Raw genomic sequence first — 12,821 nt, 5'->3', positions numbered from 1 at the left:
CTTTGTTGTTTGGCCCCAGATGGATATGACCAAATGGATACTCTCGCTTATAAACTGATATGTTTACGAATTTTAGGACCCAGAGTGGTCGTTACATTCAAAGGTAATTTCGCCCAGACTTTTTCAACCATGGGCCTTATTTTACCCTGTGGTGCGTTTTCGCACTCGTCGTTTTCCTGATTGGTGAAGTCTTGCCTAGATTCGCTTGCCGCATCATACCAATTTAGCAATTGCGGTGCTGCTCCCCACTGCGCCTTAAAGCGATAGGTACCCTCGTTAAATGTCGAACGGCCAAAATCAAAACACTGCATATTATTATCACAGGCTTCTTTTAACAGTGACCAATACAACATCATGTTGGGAGCGAGCCTATTATATTCTGCAACCGTCGATGCCCAAGGAATACAAGTGACCCCTCCTGATGACAAAGTGATGCCAGCACCTACGGGGACGTTCTCACTGTAAACCACGGATAATATACTGTTTTCTTTATAGTTTTCAAATATACGCTCAAACCACTTTTTGCTGTGCACTGGTGATCCTAACTTGCGCATATTTATTGCAAAAATGTGGTAAAAATCATTTAACCCTGAACCATTTCTATGAATTTCATAACGTAAGCCATTCTTTTCTGACTTACGAATTTGGCTGCGTAACTTTGATTTAAATCCACTTAGTAGTTCGTCACTGCTCGAGGGCAAAGGTAGCAGCATGCGGACTTTTTGGCCTTCCATTTGAGTATCAGAAGCAGGCTCATTTATATAGTCTCTAAGCGCCAGAGACTGGCCATTTATATGCGCTAAATGTTCACGCATAAAAGCTAATAGCTTATCTACTATTGCGCTGTCATTTGCTAAGACAAATCCTAGATCGCAATAAGGAAGTGCACAAATGAACGGCCGTAGCAGAGGCCTACGCATTTCTATGCTAGGTAACACGCCCACCACGCGCCCATTTTCGAATGCTATGGCGCCAATATTTTTGTGCTGATAAGCTTGTTCAACGCTCTGCAACCAGCCGAAATGATGATAAGGCGTGGCGTTTGGATGGGCTTTGACGTATTCATTCCAAATTAAGTGTTCGGTTTGTTTGACGAAGCGAACTTGTATCGTCATGTGTTTTCTTGCTCCGTTTGCTGCTGTAATTTGATTGCAGCCTCGGACAAAGTACAAAAGTCTAGTGCGTATTTTTCACTCAAGGTTTTAACGACCTCACTGATGGATTCACAGATAAACTCGTAGGCGTTTCGGTTGCCCAATAAGCTGTTATTGTTATCTAGCAAGCTTGAGCTGTGCATGTGCATGTACATGTGCAGTACTGGATAGTCTTTATTTATGACCGTTTCACATAGAGAAAGCATATCTTTAGGCGCCGATAGTTCGGGGCATAAATACTGTTTGCGTAAAAAGTTCGTATGCCATGCGATACCGTTAAAACGCGTCCAACTGTAGGGAGGTGTCGCAAACTTACTGTGTATGTCGTTCCACATAGAGAAGTTAGGACGGTTGAAACCAACGGTTACCGGTAATTCAAAAAGATCTCTTTGGCTAGATGTTTCAAGGGGAGACGCTAAATCCGGCCAGTATGGAAGCGACGGCGCCCCAATGCAGCTGAAGTAATCGTTACTGTAAAACGGGTACACACTAGAGTCGACGGTAATGCCTGCTTCGGCTAATAACTTGATAACGGTTGAATCAATTCCCCAGCGCCCAGTACGAAAAGATTTTGCTTTAACTGAAAACTGCTCTTCAATGCGCTGCATTAACAAATTGAGTTTTTGAGATACGTGTTCTTTTGGCAAGTTCACAACATGCGAGCTCTCATCTGTCGCCGGTCCAAAATAAGGCGGATTACACCAGGGATGTAAATGAGCACCAATTTCGCAATTTTCCTTGGCAATAATCTCTCGCATGGTTGATGCTGCAGTGGGGCAGTCCGCGACCGCATAATCTACAAGATATGTAGGGCGAAGCCCGAGGGCGGCCAAATGTTTATGAAAAGAGGGCAGCAACGCAACGTTATTCACGTCAGCATTGTGCTGCGGAAACGCACCTGACCAATCCCACTCTTCTTCGGTATCTATAGATAATATGAAAATAATGGGCTTCGATTTGCTTTGTTGCATTAACTATCCTTTGTCATTTCTTCAAACAAATCACTGTATTGGGCTGCCATACGCTGAGCCGAGTAGTTATCGTATACGAATTTTTTCGCGTTTTCAGCCATTTGTGAAGCAAATGCTTGGTTGTATAACAGCTTTTCCCAATAGGTTTTTAGGGTTTGCTTGTCACCTAACGGGGCAAGTAATCCTGTTTCTTCATGGCTAATTAATTGATCTATACCGGCGATATCATAAGCGGCCACCGGAATGCTGGCAGCAGTGGCTTCCATGAGACATCTAGGGATACCTTCAAGAGTGGATGTCATAACGAATAAGTCAAATGACTTTAAAAGGCTTAATCTGTCATCGCGAAAACCTAGAAATTGGATGGCGTCTTGGCTCGCTAATGATTGGCTGTGAAGTTCCAGCTCTTGCCTGGCGTCCCCATCACCAAGCAGAATTAACTCTGTATCTGGGTGCTCCTTGTGCAACACCTCAAAAATATCGAGAATATCGCGAATGTTCTTCCGGCTAATCATTTGCCCTACAAAGCCAATGCGCTTTTTGTTTGGCTCAGCGCGAGTGGGGACAGGTTCCGCTTCGACCTCAGATAAATCAACGCCGTTTTGTATATACAGTGTTTTGTGTGGTTTTACGCCAATACGCAATACGTCTTGCATGAGCTGTTGCGAAAGAGGCACTACTTTGTGGGCAAAGCGCATCGACTGACAGCCTAACCAAATAAATGTTTTTAATTTGAAATCTTTTGCGTTTTCAAACCCGTGAGGGGTCACTACACATTGAATGTTTGCCCGCCGTGCAGCCAGTACGCCAATAATGTCTGATTTATAGCCGTGGGTGTGGATGATATCGATATTTTGTTCGCGAATGAGTGTCGCTAACCTATCTACTGCGCCCAAATCGAACTTATTTTTCATGTCAATGATATGGGTTGGCAAGTTCAGCTTTCTATACTCGTTAACAAGCTCTAGCGGTTTTTGTCCAGGCTCCATGGTGACTGCTAAATCACATGCTGTTGTTTCGGGGTCTAAATGTTTCGCTAAGGCAAGTACCCAACGCTCTGCACCGTAAAAACCTGTTGGGCAAATAAATTGAAGAACTTTACGCTTTGTTTTCATGAATTAAATGCCTTAAATATTTTTAGTGCGAATGGATTTGAATATGCCAGCAAATGTACCAATGGCCCTAGCTGGGAAGTACACAGTGTAAAAGGCAAGAACGTGTAAAAAAGAAACGTGCAATTTATCTAGTTTATAGAGTCGAGATGTATAGGCAAGCAAAGGGATTAAAGCCAACGTTAGAAAGATAATTGCGGCTGCAGCTTGGCCAAAGCACAGTGCTATGAGACTACAAAAAAGGCATAAAAATATCGCTGGGGGCACCACAAAGCTCGGCCATTCCCTAAGCGGAATTCGGCGGCCCTCAATGGATTTTAAATTCGACTGTCCGCGCCATATCTCTTTGTCAAACATACCTTTTAAGGTTTTGTCTTCACCTAAATGAATATAATTTGCAGATGAGGTGTAAAATAACGTTCCTAGCTGCGCTGCTTTATCAGTAAAGTAATAGTCTTCGCAGGTCAGTAGGTGCTCGGGAAACCCATCGATGCGATGAAACGCTTCACGCGTTAGAAATAGGTTTCTACCTGGTAAAAAAGCCACTTCAGTATCTAGCTCAGCATTACTTAAACTGGTGCGAATTTTTTCCAACGGGGGGGCGTTCTCTTTGCATACCTGCATCGCACTGGAAATAATTCTATTTGGATCGTTTTGCAAAGTGTGTAGCATTTGCTCAATCCAGTTGGTCGACAAATCTATGTCTGCATCAAGAAAGGCTAAGTACTTACCACTCGCCTGTGTTTCACCGTAGTTTCTCAGGGCCGAAATCGTCTCGCTCTCAGGGCGCAAGTAGGTCTTTATCGTTAGCTTAGCATTTTCGTTTAAAGTTTGGTTCAAGGCCTCAGGCGTCTGACTGACAACAATGACTTCAATTTGAGTTAAATCGAATGCCTGTTTGGCAACCGATTCGATGGTTTGAATAAGCATTTCAAACCGCCCTTTATGGGGAATGATAAATGATACGTGCATCTAGTTAAGCGATCCTAAAAGTGCCATTGGCTATCCTAGCCTTTTTTTGAGCCAGTTTACTTCATTGCTTATTGAAAGTGCTAGTAAACGCTTACAAAACGCTGTGAATACTTGGCCAATGACTGAGTTGCTTTCACCTTTAGGTTTCGCCCAGTTAGGGTTTACCGTTACGAATGTTTGTTCAAGTGGTAGGTTCTCGTAATAATGTGTGGGGCCATCATTTTGCATCAGCAGAACCATAATACGTGTGTACGTCTTGGTATCACTGAGCGCTAAGCGCGTTGCCACTTCATGTTCGAAGTACTTTGCCTTTTCCAAGAGTGCATTGTCGGTTTTGTTTGCGTAATAGTATGCAGCACTAAGCACATGTGCTTTGCGTAAGTCTTGGGCGGTCCAAGTGTCATTCGGATACTCAAGAATATCGGGCTTATCTAGATACATATATTCGTGGTTGTGCATCCAGTGGGCGAAATGCATCAGGCAATCTCGTGCATAGTAAAATTCCTGATTAAGCTCATTATTAGCACGCTTAATGTCTAAGTATCGCACGACTGATTGCAGGAAAACCGTGTAAAACCACGTTTCTTCAATGTTTTCTAGGTTGCGCAGTGTTATATCTTCGTTTGGGTGCACTGTATGTTGAATGATATGTTCAACCCTACGTAGAAGCGTATCGTCAGTCGTTAAGACATAACTGTCTAAAAGAGCATTAATATAATTAGCCGTTCCTCGGTCGAGCGGGTATTGTCCGTTGAAGTGGTTCTTTAACCCCGGGACATGACGGTTTTTGAGTGCGAGTAAAAGCTCAAAACAAGTGTTGCCACCTTCATATACATAAGTAATCCAATTGGTTAGCGTTAAAACAGCTTCTTTTGCGCGTTGGTTTCCGGTCAACAAATAGTACAGGGTTAAACCTGATGTGTAACAGTGCTGCCCTCCTGGGCCACCACCTCCGGCATGATCTTGATATGCACCTTTACCTTGGTGTTTTGAGTAAGAACGATGGCTTGAGGTGAATGCTTGTAAATAGTGGTCGGTATGCCAAAAAAGCCCGCCATTGTATTCGTCTTTATCGTCCTTGGTATGATAAATGTCGATATCCATAACATGCTTGGCTAGATCGTCGGCTAGCGTAAACCACTGTTGGTCATTGCTTAGTATAAATTGCCGCAAGAAACCATAAATTGGATCGTACTGGTTGTTATAGTGTGAAACGAAAATCGAATCATCCTGGTGTTCTGCCGTTTCATGGTCAGCATATATATCACCAAAATTCCGCCAACCATATTCATCTAGCATTTCGCGTTTTTCAAAAAAATTGCGTTGTGAATGTAAACCGTTATTTATCAATGATTGCAGTTCACCATTAACCTGCTGAAATTCAGTGTACAGTGGTATGTCGGTATGGGCATATTGACTAATGTGTGGCTTGGCATAGTTACCATCAGTGAAAAAGTATGCGCCATTAGGCGCATTTTTAACACCAAAGTATATTGAGTGCGTGCTTTTTTCCCCACCTTGTAGCTCATATTGTTTGTTATCTTGTTTGGGGAATAAGCCAAGACAAATAGTCTGTGGATATATCGTGATCGCGGAAGGAAATTTTTGCCAAAAGTCGGCTACGGCGAGATTGAGCCCGTTCACCCAACTGATCTGCGGTGCCGCTCTCTCTCCGCTGAAAATTTGCTTACCTTGTTGCTCAACAATATAGCCTTTTACATCAAACGGAATTTTCTGCTGGTGATCTAGGTGTACTGGGCTTTGCCAATTTTTTCCACCACTTGAGTGTTGAAAGATAGACGTTGGCAGTTCTTGCGGTGTTTGCCAATGCGCATTTCTGTCTAGCTGATAGCTGAGTGATGAAGTGCCTTGCAAGTCTTCTGAACTGTGTAGTGATAAGCTGAATTCTGAAAATTGAAATGAATTTGGATCGCCAAGATCCCAGCTGCCACCTGTGTGTACAGCAGCTTTTGAATTGTGTAGGGTGATATCTAATTGAATGTCACTTTGTGCTGAATCAAAGTGAAACTCAAAACGAGACGAAATACCTGATTTACTAACGTTAACCGCAGTTTTGTAGTTGACCATAACCTGCAATGACAAAGTGAAAATAGATGCGTCTAACAGATTTGGTGTAGTGATACTTGATACTCTACAAGAGGAAATAGCACATTCTTGTTCACTCGCATCAAGTAATGTTAACTCACCTGTTATCGGGTTGGCATCACAGTTCTCGTTTGCTGAAGGTGTTATGGAAAACTGGCCATTTTCGTGATTAAGTGTAAATGTGTAATGTGAGTTAGAAACAGTAGTTTGAGAATTGTTAGACTCATAATGAAAACCACTAAGCCTGCTGATTAAGTTGGCATCTGCTTTTTTCTCTAAAGTAAGAGTGAGCTCGTCATCATCACTTTCGCCATCATCACTAGAGGGGGCAGTGAAAGACAAATGTAGCCATTTAACGCTTTTGTCTGGCCAGGTCGCTAACACTTTTGCTCCGCAGTCGATGACTTGACCGTTTGCCATCAATAGGCTTTGGTGAATATCGTAAAGCAGCCCTTTGGCTAGAGGAACACTCGTTTTAACCATACCATCAAGGGGCGTATTGGTTAAGTTAATCGGGATTCTGTCGGCGCTGTTGGCATAGGTTATCATTGTCTATCAATGTCTCAGTAAATTTTTTAATACGCTTTTTGCACTTCGAACGAATTCTCTTGTACGCATAAATAGGGTTGGTTGATAAAAGCAGATCAGTTTCTGGCTTGCTTCAGGCTGATTCGATAGTGAGCGCTTGTAACGAGCTTCACCTGCTAGAAAACTGTATTTTGCTACACCCTCAGATATGGCTTGTTGAATAATATACGCATGCGCGAGTAACCCTACTTTTACACGATTATCATGATGGCTTTTCATCGCTGACAGATAAAAATACCAAGTCTTATCATGAATCAAAATATATATGTATGCCATTGGCTTTTTGTCGAGCATGAGACAATAAATACGGGTTTTATTTGTTTCTTTTTCTTCAAATATTAATTGTTGATGAAAGCGTTCAAAAATAGGGTTATCAAACCCGCTACCAAACTCAGTATTTCGCCACTTCTCTTTGTGTAGCTGCGCTATATCATCCAAAAACTGTTTTTTCTGAGTGTCGTTTTCTGCTAAAGCTAGAATCAAATCGCCTGTTTGAGAAAGGATTTTTTCAGTTCGTCTAATTTGAGAACGGGTATTTTTGGATAAATCGGCGAGATAATCATTTAAATGACTTTTGTTAAGCAAATCCACTTCAAAATCTGGTGAGCTTATAACCTCTCTATAAAAAGTCGACTTCGCCGTAAGCGTACCGATTACACTGGACTCCGCTAGACCAAAATAGAGCTCCTGCCACAGTGTTTTTTGCGCATACAGGTATTCAAACATAGCTAAACGGATTTGGGCTTTGTTGTCTCGCTGCACAAGGAAGTCGTTGTGCTCAATCCACACTTGATCTATTGCCTGCTCGCCACTTCGATGTAGCCACAATTGCTTGATTTTACATCCAGTGGAGGAGGGCGTTTTGCGCTGAGCAGCCAATGCCAATCCAACACAATCGCTACCTTGATATGCTGCTATTACCATGGGTAAGCTGCTTGCAGAGTCTAGCCAAGCTTGGATCCAAGACCAGCTCAGAAAAACACTGGCATCAGAACGATCATAGAGACATTCCCACAGCGCCTGATGCCGAGCAGTATCTTCAAGAGGATAGTGTGTAACGGTATAGATACGGTTTACTCGTGTGAATTAAACACAACAGACCCAGCAAACAATATTTGCTAGGTCTGTAACTAGTCATAAATTAAATATTTGCGCTTAAACGAGCTAGCGTGCTTTTTTCTGCATCGTTGCTGGGCTTGAATCTATTAATGAGTCCATTCGCTTTATCCTTACTCCCTGTCGCTATTAGTAATTCAATGAGATGAAGGGTAACTTCATTGTTTTTGGGCAATTCAGCATGAGCCTTTTTAATATAAGTGAGTGCGTCAGAATATTTATTTTCATGAAATAATGCCCACCCAAGTGTATCCATGGCATATGGAGAATTAGGCTGAATTTTTAATGCCTTTTGTGCAAGTTCGACCGCTTTACCGGTATTGCCTTGTGCGATCGCCAGATTGGCGTAATTATTCAAGGTAACAAAGTCTTCAGGAATGAGTTCCAATAGTGCTTGATAATATTCGCTTGCTGCGTCTTGTTCGCCATTTTTCGCATAATATTCTGCAATATAATGAATTTTACGCAATTTAGAGTGACTTTTGGCAGTTTGTTGGACTAGATATTTTCCACCTAATTCAGCGTTGTCTTGCATCGCTAAGGCATTTGCCAATGGTACTGCTGAATCCCATGAGGGGTAGTCATTGTAGTATTGTGTCAGTAAGTTGCTAGCGGTTTCATAATCTTTGTTAAACAGTGCAATTTCACCCTCAAATAGGGTAAACATAGGAGAGCTGTTACCTTTCGCCTCCATCGCCTTCATTTTTTGTTGGGCTTTTTCTATGGCTTTCGAGCGAATAAGCGCTCTTATGCTAAGCACGGTTAGGCGGGGATCATTAGGGATCGCGAGCTCAGCACGAGCGGCAGAATCTACCGCGTCGCGTTGAAGGTTAAACTTGTTAAGCAAATTTACATATTGAACCCAACTTCTGGTATCGCGAGGAAAAACGTCTATTAAGCGTTGAAAGGTCGCTTTTGCATTGTTGAAATCATTCATTCCTGAATACGTTTCCCCCAATGCAGATAATACAAAAAAGTCTTTTGAATCATCTAGTGGTTCAAGTAATTCGAGGGATTTTTGGTACTCCCCTTGATAATTGTACAAAGTGGCAAGGCCGACCTTCAATTGTAGGGTATAGCTTGTTTCTTCATCTTTGTGCTCGTTTAGCAAAGATTTAAATAAAGATTCTACTGAAGCCATGTCATTTTGCGCGATGGCAATATTTATCAGCGTCAGTACAAGCTGATATTTACCGTCTAGATTATCAGATGTTTTTATTAACTTTTCAGCTAACTCTCGAGCTTCAGAAAAACGTTTTTCCCGAGCATTCAAAAGCATAAGAAAACGCATGGCAGCAAAATTATCAGGCTCCATAGAAAGCGCTTTGTCGAGCAGGCCTCTTGCTTGTGTATCATCATTAAGCTGCTGATAGATATACGATTCTAATACCAACCCGTCGACTTCATTGACCGCTTGCCAGCGTTTCGCCACTGCGAGTGCTTTTTGAGGTTCATTGGCTTGCATATGCGCTTGTGCTAATAAACTCCATGCTTCATTTAGTGTGTTGTCAAGCTCCACAGCCGACTCTAAACTTTCAATACCCGATTGATCACCCGAGGAAAGTTTTACCAACCCTTCACGTAGCAATGTGACTGCGTTGTCGGGTGCTCCTTCTTTTGCTTGAGAAAATAAACTTTTAGAGCCTTCCAAATCACCTTCTCTAAATTTCAACATGGCGGCACTTTCTAACAGAGATGATTTTTGTGCGTCTTGGCCTGAAATACCTTCAAGCATTTCAGCAAGATTCTCTGTTTCACCTAGCCTTATTTTCACGTCGACTAACAATCGATTTGCCATGTGGTCGTGTGGTAGACCTTTTGACGCCTTCGATAAGTATTTATAAGCACTTTCAGTGCGTTCTATTTTATACGCACTGACGCCAGCCAATAAGTTACTTTGGGTACTGTCGATACCGTTTTGTACAGCAATTTCAGCCGCATCAAATGCCTTTTTATAGTTTTCATCGTGTAATTCGATCTTTGCCATCAGTAAGTTGGCGTATGCACTTCTAGCGTTTATTTTTAATAACTGATCGGTTAGCGTTCTGGCTTTTGCATATTCTTGCGCATTGATCAATATATCGGCTAGTTGGAATTGAATCACATAATATTCAGGAGACAAGTTGACCACTTGTTCCAACGCGCTAATGGCAGGTGAATACTGTTTTAATTGCGCTTTTAATAAGCCTGTGACGATGAGTTTTTCAATATGGTTTTGCTGTGGGTTTTGAAAACGGGTTAATAATTGATCCGCTTCCTCAAGGTTGCCTTGTGAAAATTCATAGTAAACTTGCGCCAGTATCTTGTCGTCACCCAGCATAAGCGAAAAGTCGTTACTCAAATCAGTTTCACTATTGGTCTGTTTCAAGGCCGCAAGAAATGAAAATAAAGCAACGCTACTCTGTACCTGAGGATCGGAACTGCTGAAATCTTTCGTTAATAAAATTAAGCGGTCAAAATCATTTTGATAGTAGATCGCTTTAACTAAATCAGGATAAACACTTTCTTTTGCCTCCCCTAACTCTATTGCTCTACGTAACTCTTTCTCAGATTCAACAAATGAACCGGCCCCTAGGTAATATTTCCCAAGGTTGGCACGGGCTTCTTTGTTCTTAGGAGCTAGCGCAATAGCATTTTTTAAATCAATAATAGCGGCTTGCGTGTCATTTTTTTGATACTGCACTTTCGCAGCTGCGATGTATTCTTCTGCAGATTTAGAATCGCAACCGACTAACGTAAAGGCTGAAACCGCGACAAGGTATGATAAAAGTTTAATACGCATACTAACTCCATTAGTTGATTCTTAATACTGCGCTGTGTTTATGCGCTGTTTTGGCCAAGCTGAGGCGAATTACGTTGACCACTTTATTGCATAATCATATTAGGAACAATATGAGCGCGTAAAACCATGAGTTTTTAATCTCTGTTTTGAGCTTGGGGATTATATCTATTCGGAGCCAAAATGCCATTTGGGTCAATGGCTTGCTTTAAGACCTTCGTGGTTTGCCAAAAAATTCCGTCGGCTGACAATTTTGCTTGTTGATGGGTATTTATTCGATAAGGGACATACCCTTTTTTACAGCCTTCAGTGAATAATTCTTCGAGGCATTGATGTGCAGCGGCGACAGCTTCTGGGTTCTCTAAATCGAACACCAAAGGAACAGTGGAATCGATGCAGTCATGTTTCAGATTTGTAAACGTGACTAGGGGCTCAATTCCGTATTTGGGAGTGGTTTGTCTAACGAAAGCAACAAAATCTGACAATACTTGTGGCGACATCTTTATCAATGGCGCATACCAGAGTAAACCGCACCTGTCTTTATCCGGCAATAAACGTTGTTCTTTATTTGCTGCAACTCGCGGGTTTCGCCAATACGCAAGGGGAAGCGCTACTTGGTTTGGTTTCCCGAGCATGATATCGATACCTTCGTCCAAGGTACGTAGTTGGGCTCTTATTTTATCAATAGCAGCAAGAGAGGGAAGGGGCAAGTCAGCAATAAATTTGGCAAAATTAATTAACCAGCTGTTTGAGAAGTTGAGCTGGCCTATGTGTTTAGCACGTTTCTTGAATTGCGCTTGAGTGGCAGCTACGACCTTTTTAGAACCATATATGGTTCCCACTATCATCCATTGGGGTAAGCGCTGGTCCTTGGCTATCGTTTCAATTTGTGCATCAGTCATCACTGTATGCTGGGATTGACCATTAGGATTTTGAGCCACCATAGATACGAGTCTGCGGCGATCCATTAGGTTGATGGAGCCAATGATACCTTCGGACTCTAATAAGGTTTCCTCGATAAGTGTGACTGCCTCGCTGAAATTGTTGGCGTCAAATACTTGCAAATAAAACGCACTAAAATGCGCAGGTTTAGGCGCTAGGCGAATGGTCATTTCCGTGACTATTCCAAAATTACTTTGGGTAAAAAGGCCATCAATATAAGGGCCTAAGCCCCATTTAAACGTTTTATCAATGTAGTCATTTGAGGAGCTATCGAGTGCTGATACCGCAGATTCAAATTTCGAATGACATAAGTCAGGATGAGGAAGGTATGCTTTTAACGCATTCACTGCCGCAAAGTGATCAGTTCGAGGGGTGATGCCATATCCTCGCTCAAGGGCATTGGCTAAAATGCTACAATTTGGACCTGCACCTGTAACTGGCACCATGAAAGGCCAATCATTTTGCTGCAAAAAATCGTACAAATCTTGCTGGGTGACACCAGGTTGAACGGTGATTAAACCTGCTTTTTTATTATTTGGAATAATCGCGTTTAGCTGGCCTAAGTCAACCACCACTCTAGGTCCGTCAATTGGCGTACTTTGGATTGAGCCATAACCCCAGTTATTTCCAGTACTGATCGGGTAAAGATAAAATTGGTGTTCATTTGCTAACTTAAGTAACTTGGGAATGGCTGATTCGTTGAGGATTTGCACAGCACAATCAATGCTCACATTGCTGGAAAATGTGGTTTTTCCATACTCTTGGGAGGCGTGAACTTCGTCAAATACACAAGCTTCATTTTTAGTTAAAGCTGTTTGGATAAGTTCCTTTACGACCATTTTCATTCCTAGGTTAAACATTTAGCATGGTGAATATACTATACAAAGTGGCGGTACCGTGAGTAAACGCAAAATTCTCTGGGAAATGAATCTTTATTGTCAAGTAGAAAGATTTCCACAAATCTACATGACAATGCTGGCATAGATGCGGGGTGTCGTTTGGTTTATCGGCCTAATAGCGAGCGCTATAATGCGCAAGCAGCAATATACTCACTTTTAATATAAACCGTTTACCTGAGGTG

Annotated in this window: 8 protein-coding genes; all 8 read right to left on the bottom strand. The window is 42.1% G+C overall.

Annotation, left to right across the window (positions count from 1 at the left end; translation table 11 throughout):
* Positions 1-47: 47 nt before the first annotated feature.
* The 8 genes from GCHA_RS13355 to GCHA_RS13320 all read right to left on the bottom strand — a co-directional run bounded on the left by GCHA_RS13355 (position 48) and on the right by GCHA_RS13320 (position 12,579).
* A complete protein-coding gene (locus tag GCHA_RS13355; protein ID WP_007989051.1) occupies positions 48-1,115 on the bottom strand; it encodes a GNAT family N-acetyltransferase in 1,068 nt (355 codons plus the stop codon).
* Positions 1,112-2,125 carry a polysaccharide deacetylase family protein gene (locus GCHA_RS13350; protein ID WP_007989048.1) on the bottom strand — a complete coding sequence of 338 codons (1,014 nt, stop codon included), beginning with the start codon at positions 2,123-2,125 and terminating at the stop codon, positions 1,112-1,114. Before GCHA_RS13350 ends, GCHA_RS13355 begins: the two co-directional genes overlap by 4 nt.
* Positions 2,125-3,240: a glycosyltransferase gene (locus GCHA_RS13345; protein ID WP_007989046.1), complete on the bottom strand. Its 1,116-nt coding sequence runs from the start codon at positions 3,238-3,240 to the stop codon at positions 2,125-2,127. Before GCHA_RS13345 ends, GCHA_RS13350 begins: the two co-directional genes overlap by 1 nt.
* A 12-nt stretch (positions 3,241-3,252) precedes the next feature.
* A complete protein-coding gene (locus GCHA_RS13340; protein WP_007989044.1) occupies positions 3,253-4,209 on the bottom strand; it encodes a glycosyltransferase family 2 protein in 957 nt (318 codons plus the stop codon).
* Between the two features lie 30 nt (positions 4,210-4,239).
* Complete coding sequence (locus GCHA_RS13335) at positions 4,240-6,864, bottom strand: hypothetical protein (RefSeq protein WP_007989042.1); 2,625 nt, start codon at positions 6,862-6,864, stop codon at positions 4,240-4,242.
* 6 nt (positions 6,865-6,870) lie between these two features.
* Positions 6,871-7,827 (bottom strand): GNAT family N-acetyltransferase, encoded by a 957-nt coding sequence (locus GCHA_RS13330; protein WP_007989041.1) that lies wholly within the window; start codon positions 7,825-7,827, stop codon positions 6,871-6,873.
* A gap of 217 nt (positions 7,828-8,044) precedes the next feature.
* Entirely contained in the window at positions 8,045-10,801 is a 2,757-nt protein-coding gene (gene prsT, locus GCHA_RS13325; protein WP_007989039.1) for an XrtA/PEP-CTERM system TPR-repeat protein PrsT, read from the bottom strand.
* Positions 10,802-10,935: 134 nt separating this feature from the next.
* Positions 10,936-12,579, bottom strand: a complete 1,644-nt coding sequence (locus tag GCHA_RS13320; RefSeq protein ID WP_007989037.1) for an FAD-binding oxidoreductase — start codon at positions 12,577-12,579, stop codon at positions 10,936-10,938.
* Between the last annotated feature and the right edge of the window lie 242 nt (positions 12,580-12,821).

Source organism: Paraglaciecola chathamensis S18K6, assembly GCA_000314955.1.
In the GTDB taxonomy this organism is placed as follows: domain Bacteria; phylum Pseudomonadota; class Gammaproteobacteria; order Enterobacterales; family Alteromonadaceae; genus Paraglaciecola; species Paraglaciecola chathamensis.
The sequence above is the reverse complement of the archived record's forward strand: the minus strand, read 5'-3'. Positions and strand labels throughout refer to the sequence as shown.